Source organism: Fervidobacterium pennivorans, from assembly GCF_001644665.1.
In the GTDB taxonomy this organism is placed as follows: domain Bacteria; phylum Thermotogota; class Thermotogae; order Thermotogales; family Fervidobacteriaceae; genus Fervidobacterium; species Fervidobacterium ngatamarikiense.
Genome location: NZ_CP011393.1, coordinates 1,897,851 through 1,919,529 on the forward strand (window position 1 = coordinate 1,897,851; position 21,679 = coordinate 1,919,529).

At 38.7% G+C, this 21,679-nt stretch carries 21 protein-coding genes; 5 read left to right on the plus strand and 16 right to left on the minus strand.

The window, feature by feature from the left end; all coding sequences use genetic code 11:
* The 14 genes from JM64_RS08850 to JM64_RS08915 all read right to left on the minus strand — a co-directional run bounded on the left by JM64_RS08850 (position 1) and on the right by JM64_RS08915 (position 13,628).
* The gene (locus JM64_RS08850; RefSeq protein ID WP_064012302.1) at positions 1 to 351 is read right to left on the minus strand and encodes a 4Fe-4S binding protein; all 351 of its coding nucleotides are present in this window, start codon (positions 349 to 351) and stop codon (positions 1 to 3) included.
* Positions 344 to 919 carry a 2-oxoacid:acceptor oxidoreductase family protein gene (locus tag JM64_RS08855; protein WP_064012303.1) on the minus strand — a complete coding sequence of 192 codons (576 nt, stop codon included), beginning with the start codon at positions 917 to 919 and terminating at the stop codon, positions 344 to 346. Before JM64_RS08855 ends, JM64_RS08850 begins: the two co-directional genes overlap by 8 nt.
* Positions 920 to 1,103: 184 nt before the next feature.
* Entirely contained in the window at positions 1,104 to 2,705 is a 1,602-nt protein-coding gene (locus JM64_RS08860; RefSeq protein WP_064012304.1) for a glycoside hydrolase family 57 protein, read from the minus strand.
* A 2-nt stretch (positions 2,706 to 2,707) separates the two neighbouring features.
* A complete protein-coding gene (locus tag JM64_RS08865) occupies positions 2,708 to 3,496 on the minus strand; it encodes a DUF4912 domain-containing protein (RefSeq protein ID WP_064012305.1) in 789 nt (262 codons plus the stop codon).
* 287 nt (positions 3,497 to 3,783) lie between these two features.
* Complete coding sequence (locus JM64_RS08870) at positions 3,784 to 4,536, minus strand: amino acid ABC transporter ATP-binding protein (RefSeq protein ID WP_064012621.1); 753 nt, start codon at positions 4,534 to 4,536, stop codon at positions 3,784 to 3,786.
* A 26-nt stretch (positions 4,537 to 4,562) separates the two neighbouring features.
* Positions 4,563 to 5,216, minus strand: a complete 654-nt coding sequence (locus JM64_RS08875; RefSeq protein ID WP_064012620.1) for an amino acid ABC transporter permease — start codon at positions 5,214 to 5,216, stop codon at positions 4,563 to 4,565.
* Between the two features lie 105 nt (positions 5,217 to 5,321).
* The gene (locus tag JM64_RS08880) at positions 5,322 to 6,074 is read right to left on the minus strand and encodes a basic amino acid ABC transporter substrate-binding protein (protein WP_064012306.1); all 753 of its coding nucleotides are present in this window, start codon (positions 6,072 to 6,074) and stop codon (positions 5,322 to 5,324) included.
* A 484-nt stretch (positions 6,075 to 6,558) separates the two neighbouring features.
* Entirely contained in the window at positions 6,559 to 7,338 is a 780-nt protein-coding gene (locus JM64_RS08885; RefSeq protein WP_064012307.1) for a hypothetical protein, read from the minus strand.
* Positions 7,339 to 7,369: 31 nt separating this feature from the next.
* Complete coding sequence (gene glyS, locus JM64_RS08890; RefSeq protein WP_064012308.1) at positions 7,370 to 9,382, minus strand: glycine--tRNA ligase subunit beta; 2,013 nt, start codon at positions 9,380 to 9,382, stop codon at positions 7,370 to 7,372.
* Positions 9,375 to 10,229 carry a glycine--tRNA ligase subunit alpha gene (locus tag JM64_RS08895; RefSeq protein ID WP_064012309.1) on the minus strand — a complete coding sequence of 285 codons (855 nt, stop codon included), beginning with the start codon at positions 10,227 to 10,229 and terminating at the stop codon, positions 9,375 to 9,377. Before JM64_RS08895 ends, glyS begins: the two co-directional genes overlap by 8 nt.
* A gap of 44 nt (positions 10,230 to 10,273) precedes the next feature.
* Positions 10,274 to 11,158, minus strand: coding sequence for an AEC family transporter (locus JM64_RS08900; RefSeq protein WP_064012310.1), 885 nt, complete (start codon positions 11,156 to 11,158; stop codon positions 10,274 to 10,276).
* 31 nt (positions 11,159 to 11,189) lie between these two features.
* Positions 11,190 to 12,614: a hypothetical protein gene (locus tag JM64_RS08905; RefSeq protein WP_064012311.1), complete on the minus strand. Its 1,425-nt coding sequence runs from the start codon at positions 12,612 to 12,614 to the stop codon at positions 11,190 to 11,192.
* On the minus strand, positions 12,587 to 12,823 hold the full coding sequence (locus tag JM64_RS08910) for a hypothetical protein (RefSeq protein WP_082868378.1): 237 nt from the start codon (positions 12,821 to 12,823) through the stop codon (positions 12,587 to 12,589). The genes JM64_RS08905 and JM64_RS08910 overlap by 28 nt, the downstream gene beginning before the upstream one ends.
* Positions 12,824 to 12,860: 37 nt before the next feature.
* Entirely contained in the window at positions 12,861 to 13,628 is a 768-nt protein-coding gene (locus tag JM64_RS08915) for a C40 family peptidase (RefSeq protein WP_064012312.1), read from the minus strand.
* Positions 13,629 to 14,248: 620 nt separating this feature from the next.
* Here JM64_RS08915 and JM64_RS08920 point away from each other — a divergent pair.
* From JM64_RS08920 to JM64_RS08930, 3 genes are all read left to right on the plus strand, one after another.
* Complete coding sequence (locus JM64_RS08920) at positions 14,249 to 15,508, plus strand: ABC transporter substrate-binding protein (RefSeq protein ID WP_064012313.1); 1,260 nt, start codon at positions 14,249 to 14,251, stop codon at positions 15,506 to 15,508.
* Between the two features lie 83 nt (positions 15,509 to 15,591).
* Complete coding sequence (locus tag JM64_RS08925) at positions 15,592 to 16,506, plus strand: carbohydrate ABC transporter permease (protein ID WP_064012314.1); 915 nt, start codon at positions 15,592 to 15,594, stop codon at positions 16,504 to 16,506.
* A gap of 146 nt (positions 16,507 to 16,652) precedes the next feature.
* Positions 16,653 to 17,315 (plus strand): carbohydrate ABC transporter permease, encoded by a 663-nt coding sequence (locus JM64_RS08930; RefSeq protein ID WP_231882371.1) that lies wholly within the window; start codon positions 16,653 to 16,655, stop codon positions 17,313 to 17,315.
* A 73-nt stretch (positions 17,316 to 17,388) separates the two neighbouring features.
* Here the strand turns inward: JM64_RS08930 and JM64_RS08935 are convergent, their stop codons facing one another.
* A complete protein-coding gene (locus JM64_RS08935; RefSeq protein ID WP_064012316.1) occupies positions 17,389 to 18,837 on the minus strand; it encodes a lipase family alpha/beta hydrolase in 1,449 nt (482 codons plus the stop codon).
* Positions 18,838 to 19,214: 377 nt separating this feature from the next.
* Here JM64_RS08935 and JM64_RS08940 point away from each other — a divergent pair, with 377 nt between their 5' ends.
* Positions 19,215 to 20,222 carry an alpha/beta hydrolase family protein gene (locus tag JM64_RS08940; protein ID WP_231882373.1) on the plus strand — a complete coding sequence of 336 codons (1,008 nt, stop codon included), beginning with the start codon at positions 19,215 to 19,217 and terminating at the stop codon, positions 20,220 to 20,222.
* On the plus strand, positions 20,216 to 21,235 hold the full coding sequence (locus JM64_RS08945) for an alpha/beta hydrolase (protein ID WP_064012317.1): 1,020 nt from the start codon (positions 20,216 to 20,218) through the stop codon (positions 21,233 to 21,235). The genes JM64_RS08940 and JM64_RS08945 overlap by 7 nt, the downstream gene beginning before the upstream one ends.
* Before the next feature lie 13 nt (positions 21,236 to 21,248).
* On the opposite strand, the gene JM64_RS08950 is transcribed toward JM64_RS08945, so the two are convergent.
* The gene (locus JM64_RS08950; RefSeq protein ID WP_064012318.1) at positions 21,249 to 21,536 is read right to left on the minus strand and encodes a hypothetical protein; all 288 of its coding nucleotides are present in this window, start codon (positions 21,534 to 21,536) and stop codon (positions 21,249 to 21,251) included.
* Positions 21,537 to 21,679: the final 143 nt, after the last annotated feature.

Consider the following 21,679-nt stretch of genomic DNA (forward strand, 5'->3'; position numbering starts at 1 on the left):
TTACTCTTCAGCAAATTCTGTTTCTGGTTTCATGACTATAGCTCTCTTATCTTCGGGAGCAGGTTGTTTTGTCTTTGGATCTGTACTTTTTGGACAGACATTTGCACAGAGGCCGCAACCTTTACAGTAGTAATAGTTGTAACCTCTCATCTTTGGTTTTCCATCAACGATTTCAACTACTATTGCCTGATCCGGACAGTACAACCAGCATTGCATACAGTGGATACAGTTTTCTGGTTGGTAAACAGGTCTCATTACTCTCCAAGTCCCTGTTTTGTATTGTTTTGAATTTCCTGGTTCAACAATTAAGCCTCCGATCGGTATTTCCTTCCATCCCTTGAGTTCAGGCACTGCAGGTCACCTCCTCATATCCTCTGTGAAGTGCCCTAATGTTCTTTTGAACAACTTCCTCACCAAACTTCTTTAGGAACATGTCCCTAATCTTATCTTCTACATACTTCAGCTCAATAATACCCGTTACCCTTGCAATTGCACCAAGAACAACTGTATTTGGTGTACCTCTTCCAAGTTCTTCAAGCGCGATATCCGTTGCTTTTACAACGCAAATTTTTCCTTGAAATCCCGTTTTTTGCCTTACCCACTCGATAGGTTTAACGGTATTCACTATGAGTACCGTCTCAGATGTTGTCCCTGCCAATATATCTGGGTTACCTAACAGTGTGTCATCAATGACTACAACAAGGTTGGGCTTCTCAACGGAGCAGTGGAGTAGAATAGGTTCGTCAGAAATTCTGTTGAAGGCTTTCATCGGAGCTCCAGTTCTTTCCGCACCGTACTCTGGGAATGCCTGAACGTATTTTCCCATGTCAAGTGCGGCTTCTGCAAGCATTTGGGACGCACTCTTTGCACCCTGACCAGCTCTTCCATGCCATCTGATTTCGAATATCTTCGCCGGCACGTTTTTTACCTCCTTTCGAATTTGCGGGATTTTGGAACTTTTGTGAAATGTGCTGTGATTTTGATTGATAAAACTTTCACATTTATTGACAAAACATTCTTCCAAGACACAACCCCCGAGATGAGATTACCATCTCGGGGGAGGTTATCTTTCCAGAGACCCGAAGCTTTAAATTGACATCAGTTTATATTTTTAAATACATCTTGTAATCTGCATCAGGGAATATATCGTCAACGTACTCGAGCCTCTGTAACTCCCCAATATCTATATTACCACTCTTTAGCATATCATACAAGTTTAAGAATCGTTTAATATGCGTTTTGGTTCTGTTAACTGCATATTCCACACTTGTTCCTGTGGTCATTATAAACGCCCAGTCACTCGATTGTGCAAGTAACAGTTCCCTAACCATCTGATTCAACACGCGAATCTTTAATGGGTCGGTTTCATCTGCATGCTCTTTTGCAACTTCTGTCATCCTCTCAACCATTTCATGAAGGTGCGGGTAAATCCAGTCGTTTGTTCCATTCAACCATACTTCGTTGTAACCGTTCGCACCCCAACTTGAAGCAGCAGGTGTAAGTATCTGAACTTTCTCAATCCAATCGACAACATCACATGCTCTAACAACTCTGAGTTTTTGACTCTTAGCTGCCTCCCTCATAAAGTATTCCAAAAAGAACGGTCCTTCGTACCACCAATGACCAAATAATTCAGCATCAAATGGTGCAACAATTATTGGTTCAAGACCTTCGAAGAGGTTTAATAGGTAGTCTATCTGAGCTTCTTTCTTTCTTAAAAAATCTTTGGCATGTTCGTATGCGGTCGTTTTTGCTTCGTCGATATCGTAATAATCTTTTTTATCAAGAGGTGTATCTTTCGAGGTGATTTTGTGGTATTTTATACCCGTGTTCGTCCTAACTCCACTTGGATCTATATAAGGCCTTATATATTCGTATTCCCTATCGAATCCAATATCTCTGTAGAACTCTCTGTACCTTGAGTCTCCGGGATAACCAATTTGTGCGCTCCATACCTGTTCTGAGCTTTCCGGATCTCTTGCAAATGCAAAAACGTTATTTGGAGTAACAATGGGTCTATAGACTCCGTACCGTGGTCTTTCATCAGCATACCAAAATGCGTGTGAATCAACAAAGAAATACTCAAGCCCATATTCCGCCAAGTATCTATCAAGTCCTGGGAAGTAAGCGCATTCCGCCAACCATATACCGCGCGGTTTAACTCCTATGTGTCTTTCGTAGGTTTTGACTGCTTGTTCTAACTGAGCACGAATTGCCTGCGGATATTGTTCCATAAATGGTAGATATCCATGTGTCGCGTTGCAGGTAATAATGTCCAGGTATCCTCTTGCCATGTATTCTTTGAAACCGTTAAGGATATTTTTCTTGTATTGCTCACGGAATATGTAAAGTGTATCTTCGAGATGTTGCAAGTAATACTGAGCCATTTTGTGCTTTCGCGGATGTTCGTTTGCAGTTCTAGCAACTTCTTTGCGAGCCAATTCTATAAGTTTTTCTAAACGTTTTTCGTATTTATTTTGAAGGTCTGGATTAGCGAGCATCTCCATTAAGGGAGGAGTTATCGACATTGTGAGTTTTACAGGAACTTTGTCTTGCTCTAAGTTTCTGAACATCCTCAATAACGGTATATAAGTCTCCGTAATAGCTTCAAATAACCAGTGCTCTTCCAAGAAAAACGGATACTCTGGGTGATGAACGTAAGGCAAGTGTGCGTGAAGAACAAACATCATCTGTCCTCGTGGCATACTTATATCCCCTTCCCACTAAGTCGAATAACACTGATGCTTCCAGCACTCGAAATCCGAAAAAGGTGCTCCAAACCTTGGACCGAGCCACTAATTCTTTCAACAATAGGTGTTAGCATACCTTCAGATGGCATAACTATTCTCCGCCTCTTTCTGAGGTCTAACCATCTTTCCCTCGTAGACTGACTTGGAGAATTCACTGGAACCCGGCAGAGGTTAGATCTTAGCAAATATTTGTAATTGCCGTTTGAATCGTAGTAGCCAAGTTCAGCCAAGTAATGTGCTCCAGGCATCGGGACGTTCATATAGTAATTCTTTAAAGAAAGCACATCTACAGTGACCTCAAATGTTCTATGCGCATTTGTTCCATTAAATTCTATGAATGTTACATCGTAAACCCTCAAAACAACTTTTTTTACTTCATGGGACTTCAAAAATTCTTTGTTTGCAAGGCTTAGGTCCCAGTAAATGTGCATCCAAAACGGATTGACAGGCATCGCAACAAGTTTATCTTTGTTGTAGGTGTCGGGAATGGATACATCTTCTTTAATTGGTTGTAATGATGTCTGGACTTGACCTGCGGAGGAAGTAGACGAAGAGGGTCTTGACTGCTCTGTTTCTTCAGGTTGGACGGCTTTTATTCTTTCGATATACCTCTCGATAAGCTTGCGCACATCGCTTTTTGTCATCTGCTTTTTAACCGCTAAACCAAGCTCTTTTGCTTTCGCTTTCAGTTCCTGAATCGTCCGTTCCTGACTTAACCATTCTTCCAAGTGCTTTACAATACTCATACCAGGTTCACCCCCCAGGCTTTTGTTGTAGTTTGACCTTCATGTAAAATGTTACTACAACCCGTTGTTATTGTAAAACGTTGTAAAAGCAAGATTTTTACATTTATTTCTGTATAATTACTAACATTGTTCATTTTTTGTCAATAAGTGTATTATTACAACATACTTACTGTAATTTAAAAATGTATTTCCTCTCGTAAAATTGTGAATTTATGAGAAAAAAGGAGCCCAAACAATGAGCTCCTGTGATACTAAATTTTAAGAATATTTAAAAAAGATGCATCAAGCTATTCTAGTATTCTTCTTAGAAATTCCCTTGTTCTCGGTTTTTTAGGATTTCTCAAAATTTCTTCCGGTGGTCCTTCTTCCTCCACAACACCTTGAGAAATAAACACGATCCGGTCAGCCACGTCACGGGCAAAACCCATTTCGTGTGTTACAACAAGCATGGTCATGCCACTGCGTGCAAGGTCTTTCATGACATCAAGGACCTCACCCACAAGTTCAGGGTCTAGTGCAGATGTAGGTTCATCAAAAAGCATGATTTCAGGGTCCATCATCAATGCTCTCGCGATTGCTACTCTTTGTTTTTGACCACCGGAAAGTTGTTCTGGATAGGCATCTATTTTATCAAGTAACCCAACCCTACTAAGTAATGCTTTTGCCTTCTCAATTGCTTGTTCTCTTGGCATTTTTTTCACCTTAGTTGGAGCAAGGATTAGATTTTCCAGTACGTTCATGTGGGGAAACAGATTAAATTGTTGGAAGACCATACCTATTCTTGTTCTGAGCTGATTTACGTCGTATTTATCAATATCCACACCGTCTAAGTATATCTTTCCACCTTGGTATTCTTCTAGTTTGTTTATACATCTCAAAAGTGTGCTTTTTCCCCCGCCACTGGGACCGATGATAACAATTGTTTCTCCTTTTTTGACTAGTAGGTTTATTCCTTTCAAAACTTCAAGTTTTCCAAAACGTTTCACCAAGTTCTCTATCTTAATAATGATTTTTTCCGAGCTATTATTTAACTTGCTCATTTCATTAATTGACCCATTGTTAGTATTCATGCTGTAGCCATCCTCCTTTCAATATACCTAACTATGCGGGAGATGACAAATGTCATGATAAAGTATATGAACGCTATTCCAAAGTAGATGGAGAATGTTTGAAATGTTCGAGATATTATGAATTGCCCGCTTCTCATCAATTCGGAAACACCTATAACAGATGCAAGGGAACTATCTTTTGTCAGGGTTATGAATTCGTTACCAAGTGCTGGTAAAATGTTTCTAAATGCTTGTGGAAGGATTATGTACCTCATCGTTTGCCAATGAGTTAATCCCAGTGAACGCGCAGCCTCGTACTGACCTCTTGGAATAGATTGAATACCTGCACGAACAATTTCGGCGATATAAGCTCCACTGTTTAATCCAAGTGCTGTTATTGCTGCAGGATAAGGTGCTAGTTGTATCCCTAGCTGAGGTAAGCCGAAATAGATAATTGATATCTGAACGAGCAGAGGGGTTCCACGCAAAAACTCTACATACGCGGTGCAAGGGTAATTTATTAGTTTTATTTTAGATAACCTGCCCATACCGATGAAGGTTCCTAAGATTAACCCTATACCAACGGAAAAAGCTGTGAGTTTAAGCGTTTCCCACGCACCTACAAAAAGAAAAGGAAAACTTTTCAGTAACTCTATCAACGCTTCCACAATTTTCCCTCCCACATCAAGACTCTAAACTGTTTCTACATCTCACAAAAAGAACAAAAAACAAAGAAGCCCCCTTTATGTGGAAGCATAAAGGGGGCTTTTAGCTCATTATTCAAACCACTTCTGAATTAATTTGTTGTAAGTTCCCGAACTCTTTAAAATATCAAGGGTTTGATTTACGAAATTCAGTAGTTCCTTGTTTCCTTTTTTAACTGCGATTCCGTAAGTTTCTCCGGTATCTACAACAGTACTTATCAAGAATTTTGGGAATTTCTTTACGTAAGCTTTTGCTGGTGCTTCGTCAAGTACTACCGCATCAACACGACCGTTTTGCAATTCTAAAAACGCATCAGTGAATTTTTGGAACCTAACAACTTGGACTCCGTTAATTTCGCTGACAACCAAGTCCCCTGTAGTTCCAAGCTGAACTGCGACCTTTTTACCAACAAGTTCTTCTAACTTCTTTGGTTCAAACTTTCCGTCCTTTCTTACAACTATCGCTTGGTTTGCCTCGAAGTAAGGCTTTGAAAAATCAACAACCTTGGCCCTTTCTTCAGTAATAGTCATACCTGCAATGATTAAATCAATCTTCCCTTGCAATAGAGCTGGAATTAAACTATCAAACGGTAGGTTCACAATCTCAAGTTTAACACCGAGTCTTTTTGCTAGTTCATTAGCGATGTCCATATCAAAACCGACAACTTGGTTTTTTTCATCGACGAACTCAAAAGGCGGGAACGTTGGCTCAGTACCCACAATCAGCTTTCCTCTTTTCTTAATCTCTGTGAGGCTTTGCGCAAAACTCAGTGTTACAACTATCACCATACCAATAAGTAAAACTACCACAGCGACCCTTTTCATACCACATCCCTCCCCATGTTATAAGATAATGTTAACTAAAAGTATTGAAACTTTCCAAAAACCGCATTATCCTTTAAATAGGGACCACCCCCCAACCAACTCTTAACAAAAGCAGGTTTCCCAAAATGCATAACCCAATGCTTTCTTGCCTAAGAAGAATACGAAGAATTTAGTGATATATATTCAAAGGTTTTTGTGTAGTGAAGAATCCTTGGAAAATGCATAATGGCAATATCAATCGCATTCTTTTACGATTATACTCTTTCATCACTACAAGTTAACAGTATCAACGCAAAAACTTCCCTTTCCCTTATCCCAAATGCACTTCTTGTGGTAAGTCTAAGGGCTTTGTGTAGTGAAGAATCTTTGGAAAACGCACAACGGTAATATCAATCACTTTCTTTCACACTACACTCTTTCATCACTACAAGTTAACACTATCTGTTATAAAATCAAGAAAAGTTTAACAGAGCTAATTTAAAATTCACATCTGCGCAGAAACCATCCAGGTAACTTGACCAGTTTGCATATTGTATTTTCCAAGGGCATTAAAGAAAGAATTCGCAACGCCTAATCCAAGCACCCAGTTACTGTTATCCGGCTGACCGACATATACATAAATCATGCTCACTGGCAACGCAAGTTCCCAAGTGTAAGTAAATGAACCTTCAAAAACACCCTTTACACTTGGAACTGTGAATCTGAATAAGAAGTAATCAACGTCACAGGATTCAACTTTAAAATTAACACTGGCATCTAACCAATCCAAGGAATCGTTTAGGACAAACTGACCGTCCTGTTTTTTCAAAACTCCCCTGTTTTCGTATGAAAGCTCAAACCGTGACCATGAAGCAAACAAGAAGGACGTCTTTTTGTAACTCGCGATTCCAAATGCAACAGTTGGTGTTTCGTATGCACTCAAATCTGATATTTGCTCAAAACTCGGGACATTTGAACTAAGTGCAACGAATAGTCCACCCATAGAAATCCCCAAACCTACGTATACTGGCTGATTCAGCTCGAAGTTCGGATACTCAACCGTTGTGCCAACTGAGAAGTTGAGTCCAAAAATGTTCAAATATCCTTCAACTCCTAAAGTATAAATTCCTTCGGAGCTTCCAGGAACAAGTGTAGCCCTGAGCACATAAGGCTGGGCAACTACACTTGAAGGTTTCGAAACGTTCAGTAACTGAGAGGCATCAACTCCCTGAGCATAGGTAAACACTGTGACAATCACCAAGAATATAAATATAACTTTCTTCATAGTTCCCACCCCTTTTCATTAAGATTTTTTATCAAGCTTGGAGCTTTTTTTCAATCAAAGTGAGGTCTCCAAACTCCGAGAATAGTTCATCAATTGTTTTTAGAAATCCAAGCCTGTTAAGCCTTATATCTTCTTCTTCAACCATCACAAAGACTTTATCAAAGTATTTGTCTATGAACGGCCTAAGTTCTGTTATCTTTCTCAAAGCATCTTTGTAGTTGAGATGTTTGATGTAATCGAGAACCACGGGTTTTACTTCAAGGTATTTTTCAAAAAGTTCTTTCTCTTCGTCTTGAATGAATTTTGCTGAATCAAAATAGTTAGACTCATGCTTCCTGCTTATATTATGGACCCTCTCGAATCCAACCAAAAGATGTTCAAACTCATCAGTGCCGGCTAATTCCATAATCGCCTGTGCTGAAAGAATACCTCTCAAAGGTTTGTTCCAAAGTTCTCTAACAGCACGCGCGATATCGTATCTCAAACGAGCGTTATAAAGTTCGAATCTGTTTTCAAAAAACTCAAAAAGTCCTCCTGGCAACTCTTTATTTAGCTCTTCACATGCGGCAAATATGATTGGCTTCAAATCCAAATCCCAAGAGAACTTTTCCACAATCAAATAAATGTCATCGACCTTGCTTCTCAATCCGTATGGGTCTTTTGAACCGCTTGGTATATTACCAATCACGAAATTTCCAACAACTGTGTCTATCCTATCTGCAATTCCCACAACTGCGCCTTCGATAGTTGTTGGATTGTTAGAATAATGTTCTTCAATTCCCCATGCAACATCGTTTGGTTCTCCATCCTTCAGAGCGTAGATTCTACCCATTATGCCTTGTAGTTCCGGAAACTCGTATACAACATGTGAACCGATGTCTGCCTTACATAGCCTTGCTGTCCTTAGTATTGTACCACTTTTCTTTTCCAAACCCAAAACCCCAATTATTCGTTGTGAGAGTTTTTCTATCCTTTGTACTTTATCGTAGAGTGTTCCAAGCTCCTTTTGAAACACCATTTCTTTGAGTTTCTCGTTGAAAGTTTCAAGAGAAACCTTTATATCTTTTTCATAATAATATCTGGCATCTTCTAATCGAGCGTTGATAACCCTTTCGTAACCTTTCCTCGCGTTACCTTTTACATCTTCCGGCATGTCGATGAATGCCAGGAATAAATTGGTTGTCTTTCCATTTCTCTTTACCGTGAAAGACCTTTGATGGTGTTTAATTGTTGTTCTAATCAATTCTTCTGGAAGCTCTAAATATTTTTCTAAAAACTCACCCTGTATCATCTTTGGGAATTCTGTTAGTATTGCAACTTCCTCTATTAAAGACTCATCTTTGTCAACTTCGAACCCCTGCTTTTCAAAATCTTCAAGTTGCTTCACGATGAATTCTCTACGCTTTTCAATTTGTGGTATGACATAATAATTGTTCATCTTCTCCAAGTAATCCTTATAGGAATTTACCTCAAAGTAGTCATCCTTAACAAAACGATGTCCAATGGTTTTGTTCGATGATTTCAGCCCAAAAATCTCCATATCAAGAGTTCTTCCGTCGTAAACAGCTAAGACATGGTGAGGGATTCTTACGAATTCGTACTTTCCATCTCCCCATTTCATAGGTTTTCTGAATTTCAAACTATAAATTATCTGCGGTACGACCTTCTTTAAAACTTCTTCAGTTTTTATACCTTTCTGTATTTTCGTTATGTAGACATAGTTGTCTACTATTTTGACATCTTCAAGCGTTGATTCGTTCGATTTCAAAAAGCCAAGCAACGCCTTTGTAGGTTGTCCGTCTTTATCATATGCCACATTCACCGCTGGACCTTTCTTTTCAACAACTCTGTCTGGAGTGGTATCAGAAAGTCCATCCAAGACAAATCCAAATCTTCTTGGAGCCACAAACACTTCGAAGTTTTCGAATTGAACTCCTTCACTCTTTAATGTTTCTGGCACCTTCTCTGAAAGCTGTTGAATTATCCCGGGCACTTCCGTTGTTGGAAGCTCTTCAACTCCTATTTCAAAAAGGAATTCACTCATTTTTACCACCCTCCGCTTCAACAAATACCTTTGCACATTTACTTGCCATGGCCCTTATGTCTCTTATAAACGTTTGCCTCTGTGCGACACTTATTGCATTTCGTGCATCAAGCAAGTTGAATGTATGCGAACACTTAAGCAACTGTTCATACGCAGGGAAAAGCAAACCTCTTTCCATTAATCTCTCAAACTCTTTTCTGTATATATCGTAAAGTGTAAAGAGTGCATCCGTGTTGGCTTCTTCAAAGTTGTAGATAGAAAACTGTCTTTCGTTTTCTTTGAAAAGTTCGCCGTATCTAACATCTTTGTTCCACATTACATCATATACGTTATCTACACCCTGCAGATACATTGCTATTCTTTCCACACCGTATGTTATTTCCAAAGGAATTTCCGATAGCGAAACGCCCCCAACTTGTTGAAAGTATGTAAACTGAGTAATCTCCATTCCATCGAGCCAAACTTCCCACCCAATTCCCCATGCACCAAGCGTTGGCGATTCCCAATTGTCTTCAACAAAGCGTATATCGTGCTCTTTAGGGTCTATTCCGAGTGCTTTTAATGATTCCAAATAAAGTTCTTGGGACCTTTCTGGATGAGGCTTGAGTATCACTTGGTATTGATAGAATCTTTGCATTCTGTTTGGATTTTCCCCGTACCTACCATCAGTGGGTCTTCGACTCGGTTGCACAAAAGCGACATTCCAAGGCCTTTTTCTCAATACACCAAAGAAGGTTGACGTATGGAATGTTCCAGCTCCCATTTCCATGTCATAAGGTTGTTCAATAAAACAACCTTGGCTTGCCCAAAATTCATCAAGGGTTTTTATCACGTCCTGCAAGTACACATCGGGTTCCTCCCTTCGAATTTATAATATTTTACGATTAAAACTCAACCAAAGATTCTCTCGATTACGTATGCCCAAAATGGAAGTGTCACCAACGAAAAAAGAGTTGTAAGAGCGACAGTCATTCCCGCTTTCGGAACAAGTTCCTTTTTAAAAGCACCTATAACCACAACACTGTTAACACCTATCGGCATAGCACATTCAAGAAGGAACACTTTTGCTTCAAGCGGTTCAAAAAAGAACGCTATTGGTAGCAACATCAGTGGTATTAACAAAAGTCTTTCGACAACTACAAAGCTGTAACCTTTAATTGATGAGGTCTCAAATTTTATTCTCGAGATACCAAGACCGACCTGTAACAGTAAAAATGGTATTGCCATTTCCTTAAGCCAGTTAAAAGCTGTAAGGACTCCAGCAGGAAGTTGTTTATATGAAATTCCCGCTATTCCAAATCCCCAACCCAAAATGATAGCATAAAGGAAAGGGAGCTTCAAAATGTTTTTTAACTCAAGCTTGCCCCTGATAAGCGCTGGAAGCAAGGTGCTACCTACAAATACATTTACGAATGAATAAACCACGCCAAGTGCAAGTGCTCTTTCTCCCCAAAGTGCCATTAGTACCGGATAGCCAAGGTAACCAGAGTTCACATACACATTACCCGTGAAGAATATTTCCCTGTCTTCTTTATGCAATCTCGAAATCAAGAATGATATAGCAAACATCACGGAAAAGCCCATTCCATAACGCAAGAGTACACCAGCGGTGGGGATGTAGTCGTTCATAAATGCAAATGTTACAATAGGTGCCATCAACCAAGTAGCAATTTTATTGAAAAGAGTGATATCTTCTTTGAAAAGCTTACCATATATGTAACCAACAAACATCATAATAAAAGAAGGCAATACAGCTCCAAATGCTTGGTATATCAATAACTCTTCCCCTTTCTTTTCATTATTGGTTTTAGAAAGATTTTCGGAAAGAAATCACGACATCTGCTGAAAAGAGTGGTTTATTATTACCTTTTTGAGGTCTCAGAAGCGGTTTTCTAACATTATCAGAGTTTGCCTCAACAACAGTTGAGGCGTTCCAAATAAAACCTGTGCTGAGGCAAGCTGATACAGTTAATTCGTTTGAAATGTTACGAACGAAAGATACATTACCAATAGCACGATATTCTTTTACCTCATCATCTAGCAGATGTGTCCCAGGTATATATGTTGTTCTATCATTCCATGCATTAACAGGTGACCTTTCACCAAGAATGACGAACTCAAAATTTGCGTTAAAACCTGTGATAAAACTTGGAGCGTAACTCACCATAAACGCCAGGTTGTTTTCACCATATTTGTAACCTGCGTACAACAGTTCAAAAGGTAATACAACGTTCTTTCCATCTTTAGTGTAAACAAAATAAGGATAATACGTATATCCATAGAACATTTGGTTTCCAGATTCCGCTGATGGTTGGAATGTATACTTCGTTGCTCCAGCATGATAAAAGCTAAAAATCCCAATACTTGTTTTTTGAACCAAACCAAGTGACCAAGCAATTTTGTCTGGGTTTTGGTAACTTTCTGGATGTATGAATCTATTCATGTTTATGTCATCAACAAGAACTTGCGCATAGTAATACTTGTCAATATCTGTGTAATCCAAAAAGAATCCACTTATATAATTTGTTTCTCCAACACCTTCCGGATATGGCCTTCCAGCATCATTCACGTACTGAATGAAAAATGAAGGAATCGGATTTGCGAAATACTCAAAATTAAATCTTTGTCCAACATACACTGTTATGTCTTCGTATCCGAATCTGAGATTGCCAATCCTCAAAGCATAGACTTTGTAATTTGAGCTCTTTAATCTTTCGCGTTCATCTGTTCCAAATTTGAGTTCACACAGCTGTATCCACCTTGTTATGTAGATGAACTTCCCATTATCGTACGAAATATCTACTGTATTTCTCGGGATACCGACAGATGAAACGAAAAGAGAATATGGGCTTTGAACAACATCCCCTAGATGTGTTCTACCTAACGTGACTGAAAAATTACCATTTCTAAGAGATATCGAACCTTCTTTAAAATCAAAATAAAACCCGGCGTAGTATGACTCAGAAAATGGATCGCTAAAAAGATCGTCATTTTTTGCAACCATAGAAGCTTTGAATTCGAAAGCATCAGAGAGATGTATGATGCCAACATCAAAAGTCCAGGAGGATGAATCGTTGATAACTTCCCTTTCGTTGTACAACGAAAAAAGGTTGCTACCAAAGTTATAGTTACCTGCTAAAGAAAATTCTAAGGCAAAAGCTGAAGTAATATATAAAATCCAGGATAAAAATGAAAAGAAAAACTTTAGATTTCTTGTTCCTCCTTTTTCCATATGACCTTTCCTCCGTGTGTAATGGAGTTTACTTCGGACGGTATTAAAATCCCTTGATTAATAACTTCAAGTATCAAATCAATAGGAAGCGAGGTTTCAAACCAAATCTCCTCAACCCTGATTTCTTCCCATCCTCTGTCTGCAAATCTTTGGATGACCTTTTCGACAGCCTTTTTATATTTTTCAAAATCCATTTCGTATTTTCCCATAACGCCACCTCCGATTTATTTCTTGAAGACAATTTTATCACGTTGAGCTAACTCTGCAAACCTTTCTAATCTGTGATTTTAAATACCTCCCATAATCATTATCATTCAAATCAGTTATGCTCACACACATGTTATGACCATTTGCATGTACAATTTTCCCGTCTCCGATGTACATCATTACATGCCCCTCCATGTAAAGCAAATCACCAGGCATTAATTTTTCATATTCATCGACTGTTGCAACCTGTGGATATCTATTTTCCTGGTCACTTGCATCCCTTGGCATGTCGATATTCAATGCAACATCATAAAGCCGATTGACAAAACCGGAGCAGTCAAAACCATAAGAAGATGTACCGCCCCAAAGATATGGGCTTCCAATCATCTGGAGTGCCAGTTCAACCACGGAGTTGAAACTCTCATTTGGTTCATCAACTACATTATAAACGAATCCATTCGGCAGGAAAAAATCTTTTCCATTTTCAGTGTAGAGTCTGCTCCCAAATGGAAGTAAGAAACTCACAGAACCGCTTATCCTACAAAACGGAACAGAAACTTTTATAATCCTAAAGTTTTTAATTTGCTCATATTCTTTTTCAGTCATAAAATACAGGGTATTTTTATTTACGTAACCTTTATAATCGAGTCTTACATCTCGTATCAAGATGTAATCAAATTTTTCCAAGATTTGAATATCTTCCAAAACCTCCACAATCTCTCCAAAAACAAGCTGATGTATCCGTTCGCTTCTGAATCTTCGTTCCGCGCGAACATCTGTAACAGGTACCACGATTATCGCATTCATTCTTGCACATCCTTTTATGATATTTTTTCAAGCATATTATATCACATTTCTGTTCTTTACTAGGTTTAATCTTTTTCAAAGAGATTAAGCGAGAAAATCTAACAGTGAAAAAGAACGACCAACCATATTAAAGTATTTCTGGCAAAAGTGATACTTTTCAGCTGCTATTCGCTTTGCGATTTTCACAGGCCGTTTTGGTAAAATTCTATCAGGAAATTTCGGTAACGTTACCAGGAAAGACTGAGGTGCAACAGATAAAAAGACAGGCTCGAAAAAATTTTTTACATTTCACAGACGGCGTGCCGGCGGATTCAAAAGTACTTCACAACCTTTGAGGAGGTGGAAAGTGATACTGTTAACTTGTAGTGATGAAAGAGTATAATCGTAAAAGAATGCGATTGATATTGCCATTATGCATTTTCCAAGGATTCTTCACTACACAAAAACCTTTGAATATATATCACTAAATTCTTCGTATTCTTCTTAGGCAAGAAAGCATTGGGTTATGCATTTTGGGAAACCTGCTTTTGTTAAGAGTTGGTTGGGGGGTGGTCCCTATTTAAAGGATAATGCGGTTTTTGGAAAGTTTCAATACTTTTAGTTAACATTATCTGGAAAGTATGAGGAGGATGTTCGTTAGGATTTTAGTTGTTCTTTTGATTGGTTTGGCGGCTCTGCTGTATGCTGAAAAGGCAAAGATAACCATCTGGGCTTGGGACCCAAACTTCAACATTCCGATTATGCAAGAAGCTGCGGCTAGGTACAAGAAAATCAACCCTGATGTCGAGTTTGAGATTGTTAACATGGCAAAAGCAGATGTTGAACAAAAACTGAATACAGTACTTGCATCTGGTGTGAAAACAGGGCTTCCTGAGATAGTACTTATCGAAGATTACAACGCGCAAAAATATCTCCAATCATACCCTGGGGCATTTGCTGATTTGACAAAACACTTCACATGGTCGGAATTCGCTCCATACAAAGTAAAACTCATGACTTTAAACAACAAAGTTTACGGTGTTCCATTTGATTCAGGTGTTGCTGGATTTTTCTACAGAATAGACTACATTGAACAAGCCGGCTTCAAACCATCCGACCTCGAAAACATCACATGGGACAGGTTCATTGAAATTGGAAAAGTTGTTAAACAAAAGACAGGAAAATACATGATTGCAGCGGACCCATACGATGGAGGTTTGATGAGGATACTTTTGCAATCGGCTGAAAGTTGGTACTTTGACAAATCCGGAAAGCCGTATATTGCAAATAACCCTGTTTTGAAAGAAGCAGTTAGACTTTACAAGGAAATTAAAGATTCTGGTATTGCAAAGGAAGTTTCAGGTTGGAACGAATGGGTAGGTGCATTTAACAGAGGGGAAGTCGCAGCTGTTGTAACCGGTGTATGGATTATTGGTTCCATTAAAGCTGAAAAAAGTCAGGCAGGCAAGTGGAGAGTTGCACCTGTGCCAAGAATGAACCTTAAGGAATCCGTTAACGCATCGAATCTCGGTGGTTCAAGCTGGTATGTATTGCAAAACAGCAAATACAGAGATGTTGCTATCGATTTCTTGAAGAAAATATACGCACGCGATGCCGATTTCTATCAAAAGATATTAGTCGAACGCGGAGCAGTTGGCACATGGTTACCAGCTCAAGGTGGTTCTGCTTACAAAGCAAAAGACCCGTTCTTTGGCAACCAACAAGTCTTCCAACTCTTCTCAGAATGGATGAAGAAGATACCACCTGTGGACTTCGGTGTTTACACTTATGAAGCGGACGCTGCAATTATGAGTGTTATGCCCGATGTTTACAGTGGGAAGCTCTCTATAGACGAAGCTCTGAAGAAAGCAGAACAACAATTTTTAAACTCAATTAAGTGATTTTGCATCTCATCCGGGAAGGTCTCCGGACCTTCCCGTTTTTTTAATGCCTTCTTAAACATATCAAGGAGGAATGAAAAAGAATGTCCAAAAGCTATAAAAGAAAAGGTTTAGAATCTGTCTGGGACAAATGGGGCTGGATATTCGTTAGCCTCATGATGGCTGGTGTAATCCTATTCATCTTTTACCCCATTGTATATTCTCTCTATCTTTCAACATTTTCAACGAGAGGTTTTTTAAAAACCTTTGTAGGTTTCGGTAATTACACAAAGCTTTTTAGGGACACTTACTTTATTCTTTCACTGAAAAATATCCTAACAATCCTCGTAATCCAAGTCCCCATCATGCTGTTCCTTGCTTTAATCTTCGCAACTTTGCTGAATGACCCTAAGGTAAAATTCAAAGCTATTTACCGGACAGCACTTTTTCTTCCTGCAGTTACTTCGTTGGTTGCTTATACGGTAATTTTCAGAGTAATGTTCAGTAACGACGGACTTGTGAACCGTGTACTTATGACTATCGGCTTGATAAAAGAACCAATAAGATGGTTGCTAGATCCTTTTTGGGCAAAGGTGACTTTGATAATAGCTTTGACTTGGAGATGGACGGGTTACAACATGATGTTCTACTTAGCAGGATTACAAAATATTCCAATAGAGGTTTACGAAGCCGCCGAAATTGATGGTGCAACAAAAACTGTGCAGTTTTTCAAAATCACTATTCCATTGCTAAAGCCTATTATTCTTTTCACAACAATCACGTCTACAATAGGTACTTTGCAACTTTTTGATGAACCGATGAATTTAGCAGCTGGTGTTGTGACAGGTTCAAGCGTTGGACCTGGGAACTCACTTTTAACGCCTTCGGTTTATATATACAATGTCTGTTTTAAATACTCCCCCAACTTTGGTTATGCCTCTGCTATTTCATACATCATAGTTATAATTGCCGCAGTTCTTGCTATTATTCAGTTTAAAGTGGCAGGTGAGAAAGAATGACTAGAAAATTGAGATACATCTTTATATACTTTTTTCTTACAATCTCAGCTTTCATATCTGTTTTCCCCTTTTACTGGATGATTGTAGGAAGCACCAACAGTTCTGTTGATGTTCTGAAAGGAAAACTTGCTTTCGGAGGGGAATTTTTGAACAACTTGAAAAACCTATGGGAAAACTATAACCTAGGGACCGTGCTTCTGAATTCAGCCAAGATATCTCTCTTCGTTGTGGTGTTTTCAATCGTTGTCTCATCGATGGCCGGCTACGGTTTTGAAATATACGCTTCGAAGTCACGGAACAGAGTATATTCTGCTCTATTACTTACTATGATGATTCCATTTGCTGCTCTTATGGTTCCACTCTTCAGACTTATGTATTTTTTCAATCTAATCGATTCTCATTGGGGTGTCATACTACCGATGATTCCTTCTGTATTTCTAACATTTTTCTTCAGGCAAAGTTTTAAGCAGTATCCGAAAGAAATCATAATGGCAGCGAGGGTTGATGGTGCAAACGAGTTGAGGATATTTTTCTCGATAGTCTTGCCGTCCATGAAGTCGTCATACGCAGCAGCAGCAATATATGCTTTTATGACAAGTTGGAATGCATATCTCTGGCCACTTGTCATCATACAAAGCGAGCAAAATAAAACTATCGTTCTCATGATTTCCAGCATTGCGTCAGGTTACACACCTGATTTTGGAGTTGTTATGATGGCAGTTGTTATCGCAACCTTACCAATGCTTGTTGTCTTCTTTGCTTTGCAGAAACAATTCGTTCAAGGCGTTCTTGGTTCTGTGAAACAATGATTTTGGAAGTATTCCACAAAATAGCAAAAACGGGGGCTGAAGCCCCCGTTTTTGCTCCCAGGCGCTCAATCATTTATTTAACAGCATCAAGCTCAAGTTTTGTGTCAATAGCACCTTCAGTATTATTACTACCAAGTAATTTTTCATCATCTATGCTTAAAGTCTTTCCAAAGAAGAAGTAAAAAGCTTTACTGATTACCGTTGGATTGCTGGCTAAATCTGCATGAGTATAGCCATAGAGAATTTCCGTATTCCCAAAAGCGCTCGCACTTTGGAGTGGTACCGCACCGTCGCTCTTGGAAAAATCTGCCCCAAACACTTTAATCATTAGTGAAGCCACTATGGAATGTCCTAAGACGTTCGTAATACCATTGGACCAAGCACTGCTTACGAGCGAACCAAGATCCGATGTTGGAACAACTCCTGCAAACGTCTTGTAAATTACTCCCGAAGGTATTAGAGGATGGCTGACTCCGTAAACCAAGTATCTATAATTCGGTGCTTCAACAAATACTCCAGCCATGTTAGCAAGTATAAGTGAATCCTTTATCAATGTCCAGTCACTCCTGTTTGAAAGGTCATTCTTGTTCATAACAACCAAATTTCCCAAAGGACTACCAATGTGTGGTGTTCCAGAGAACACAACTTTGGCAACATAGCTTCTGAATGTAGAGTCTTGTAGTGCGTACCTCAGCAACAGACCGCCCATACTGTGTGCAAAGAAGTAAAATTTCGTTCTCATGGCGCTACCAAGCGTACTTATACTTTGAGCTAACACACTAGCGCTATAATCAAGCGGCACATCTAACGTAGGGTATGCAAAGAAATATAAGCCATAACCTGCTGGGATATATTTGTTCCATTTTTGTATCATATCGTTCTTATAATCCGTCCACACACCATTTATCTCACTACTGTCGATTCCATGAATAAGAACAATTGATGGATAGCCACTGTACGGCTTTCTTATTTCATAGAGAGTGGGTGTGGACCTTATCCAAGATGTTGAATCAAAGCTCGAGTATTCAAAGAATGGAATAATTTTGTAGAGAGCTTTGTATATCGGTATCACATAAGCCTTGTAGTACGTATAGTAAGTACCGTACGGGTTGAATGTTGTGTAGTAAAGCACGATACCTTTTGTTGTAGAATCAACGACCTGCTCCTTTTCACCTTTCATCACAATTGCTCCGGATGAGTCCACTGCTTCAACGGTGAATTTGTATTTTCCATACCCTGGAAGCTCCAAATCGAAGGTTGACTTTGACTTGTCTAAAGTAGATTGTTGGAAAACAACATCACCTTGTTCGTTTCTAACTGTAACTATCACTTTTTCAACCGAGTCACCGTAAGCTGTCAACCCTGGAGAAACCTTTTCCACTTCTTCGTTATCAGTTGTCTTAACCAACAATGTTACTGGAACTTTACCTGCATCGTTTTTAAGCACTGTGCTGGTACAAGACGTGAACAGAGAAACTACAACAAGTAGTACAATCACCAAAAAAACTGCCTTAGTTTTCATAGTTTTAGACCCCCTTCCCATTTTGTGAGCTAAAGTACTCTAAAGTACTCTAAATTCATTGAGTTCATATACCTTAGGAATTGTAAAACCGAAATATGACGAATATCGGTAACGTTACCACACTGTTCACAGCATTTTATCATTTTGGACTCTTTTTAACAGAAATCAGTTCTTAAAAACTATTGGCGAATAAGTGTTATGAATTGAAAATAGCACAAAAAAAATTTAAATTTCTCGTCAAACCTTCTTTTTTATTCTTTTAGTGCATCTTTTATCATCCATAATTGTCAAAAATTGTCAAAATTCATATCTTGGGATTTGGAAAGGTGATATAATTATTGCTGGAAGTTTTTACAAAAATAGGAGTGTGGAAATCTGTGAGACAAGAGCAAAGTGATGAAGTATCTAAGAAAATAACCAATGGACATAAATTCAAAATCAGAATAATTGTGATATTCAAATTTTTCCTATACCTGTTTTCATTATTCATAGCTTTCGGTAATTTCTTTATTTTCTTGATTGTTTTTCTTATGTTAAACACACCAATTATTAGGAAGTCGATATTTGGCAGATTACCCACAGATTCAAAAGAACTCAGGAAACGAAATGTCATAAAATACCGCGAAACTTTTGAATATTTGCCGGGGTTGTTGCTTGACATATTTTATCCGTCTTCTCTGGAATCAATGAGTAGGACACAAAGTATAAAAGGGGTTGTTTTATTCGCACATGGCGGCGGATGGATAAGTGGATACAGAAGACAACCAAATAACATTTCTTGGTACAGGTATCTTGTAAGTAAAGGGTTCATCGTAGCAACTATAGATTACGAAAGAGGATATAAAGCCGGTATCGAAAAGTTAATTGCTGAACTACTCCAAGCGGTTGTTTTTTTGGAAAACCATTTAGCAAATAAACATGGGATAAATGAAAAGGTTTCACTAATGGGATTATCGGCAGGTGGTCATCTTGCTTTATTAGCTGCTAGTCGTATCCCCGAAAAGGTTAAAAACGTTGTAGCCTACTATTCACCTTGCGACTTGCTTGATATATGGACTTCTACGTCTATTTTTGCTAGACTTGCTGCTGCAACAACGTTAAAAAGACTGCCTACAAGAGCAAAAGACATGTATGAAAGATATTCTCCCATCAACAACATTACAAAGAACTATCCTCCAACACTTCTTGTGCATGGATTGAAAGATTCTGTTGTGCCATACATCTCCTCTGTGAAAATGTTTAAGAGACTTCGGGAGAAAGGATTAATAGCAAAACTTCTTCTCCATCCAAAAGGTAATCATGGTTTCGAGTTTGTTTTGAGAGACCTAAAGACTGTTGATATAATAGAGAAAACAGCACAGTTTTTGGAGGGAAAGTTATGGTGAGTTTCAATTACACAGGTAAAATCGCTGATTTCACACAAGGATATATAATGAAATCGAAGAAGTTTCGTGGTATATACACTCGTTTTAACACACTTTACTCTAATCCAGAGAGAGGTACAGAAATTGTTGAATACTATCTTTTTGACCCAAAGGAGGCGCCTGTTGGCATATTGTTTGTCTTGCATGGTCTTGGAACATCCAATATCCCATTTTTACTGTGGATGGCGACACACCTTGCAAACGCTAATGTCAGGGTTGTGATGCCAATTTTACCGGGGAACTTTACAAGGGTTGCACACGGTTCTGTTAGTGGAAAAGATTTCTTTGACGCAGATGTTGAGAGAGCGACAAAATTTTGGGAACAGGCAGTTGTTGATGTTCTCTCCGTCATTGACCATCTGAAATCTCAGAACCTGTGGGTCGACAACGCTCATCTGTTTGGTTTCTGTCTTGGCGGTATGATATCGGTTATGATAAACGCCATTCGAAACGATTTCAAAAAAACCATCCTAATGACTGTTGGTGGAGAAATGGCAACCCTTATGTGGCATTCACCTACGCTAGCGTATTTTAGAAGAAGTATTGAAAAACTCAAATCAAACGAAAAAACCAAAGGAAAATTAAAACACTTTATCGATGACCAGAAGAAAATAAAGGAGATTTTTGAGGAACAATTAAAAATGTTAAAACGGTTCAAATCAGTTGAAGAAATGCAATCGAGCAATATACACCCCTACCTAAAATTAGACCCCATTGCATACGCGCAGTTCGTGGATAGAGAAAAGATAATTTTTGTGGAAGCACTTTTTGACAAGGCACTTCCAAAAAGAAGTAGGAAGTTATTATGGGAGGCACTGGGAAGACCGAAGCGGTATATCATACCAAGTGGACACGTCACATGGCTTCCATTTGGCTTCTTCGTTGGACGGTTTATATTACAAAACATGGGAATCAAGGAGTTTAAAAAACAAATGGAACTATTGAAGAAAATAGAACTTGAAGAAAAGAAGTAGAAACCAATCTCTTTTAGAAACCGGGCCAACCAAAATCAAATACTGCACCAAAAGGCAATTCTTGTCTGTTTTTTAAGAGCTTAAATTCTACGGAAATATACTTATCGAATTTTGATTGTGTAACCGTATGGCAGTCAATTATATATTTTATCGTTCGTTCAAAATCTCCAAAGTTCACTTTTAAATAGTAACCGTCTATAGTTAAAGTACTTGGACGTGCTTGTGGGATTTCAGGATGAATACTGTCCCAATAACCACCGTTATCGGTGAGAAATTTTGCCCATATGTTTGCAGATGACATTTATTATCGTTGGTCCAAAGTATCTGCAGCATTTGGACCAGCATTAGTAAGAATGTTAACAAACAAAGGTTAACAACAAACTTTCTCACATATATCATCTCTCTTGATTTCAATAATCCCCCGCCAATCCAAGCGGGGGATTA

Excerpts from the sequence above, each read along its gene's own strand:
- JM64_RS08860 (WP_064012304.1), bottom strand. The coding sequence starts at position 2,705 with ATGCCACGAGGACAGATGATGTTTGTTCTTCACGCACACTTGCCTTAC.
- JM64_RS08865 (WP_064012305.1), bottom strand. The coding sequence starts at position 3,496 with ATGAGTATTGTAAAGCACTTGGAAGAATGGTTAAGTCAGGAACGGACG.
- JM64_RS08870 (WP_064012621.1), bottom strand. The coding sequence starts at position 4,536 with ATGAGCAAGTTAAATAATAGCTCGGAAAAAATCATTATTAAGATAGAG.
- JM64_RS08880 (WP_064012306.1), bottom strand. The coding sequence starts at position 6,074 with ATGAAAAGGGTCGCTGTGGTAGTTTTACTTATTGGTATGGTGATAGTT.
- JM64_RS08885 (WP_064012307.1), bottom strand. The coding sequence starts at position 7,338 with ATGAAGAAAGTTATATTTATATTCTTGGTGATTGTCACAGTGTTTACC.
- glyS (WP_064012308.1), bottom strand. The coding sequence starts at position 9,382 with ATGAGTGAATTCCTTTTTGAAATAGGAGTTGAAGAGCTTCCAACAACG.
- JM64_RS08905 (WP_064012311.1), bottom strand. The coding sequence starts at position 12,614 with ATGGAAAAAGGAGGAACAAGAAATCTAAAGTTTTTCTTTTCATTTTTA.
- JM64_RS08910 (WP_082868378.1), bottom strand. The coding sequence starts at position 12,823 with ATGGGAAAATACGAAATGGATTTTGAAAAATATAAAAAGGCTGTCGAA.
- JM64_RS08915 (WP_064012312.1), bottom strand. The coding sequence starts at position 13,628 with ATGAATGCGATAATCGTGGTACCTGTTACAGATGTTCGCGCGGAACGA.
- JM64_RS08920 (WP_064012313.1), top strand. The coding sequence starts at position 14,249 with ATGAGGAGGATGTTCGTTAGGATTTTAGTTGTTCTTTTGATTGGTTTG.
- JM64_RS08925 (WP_064012314.1), top strand. The coding sequence starts at position 15,592 with ATGTCCAAAAGCTATAAAAGAAAAGGTTTAGAATCTGTCTGGGACAAA.
- JM64_RS08935 (WP_064012316.1), bottom strand. The coding sequence starts at position 18,837 with ATGAAAACTAAGGCAGTTTTTTTGGTGATTGTACTACTTGTTGTAGTT.
- JM64_RS08945 (WP_064012317.1), top strand. The coding sequence starts at position 20,216 with ATGGTGAGTTTCAATTACACAGGTAAAATCGCTGATTTCACACAAGGA.
- JM64_RS08950 (WP_064012318.1), bottom strand. The coding sequence starts at position 21,536 with ATGTCATCTGCAAACATATGGGCAAAATTTCTCACCGATAACGGTGGT.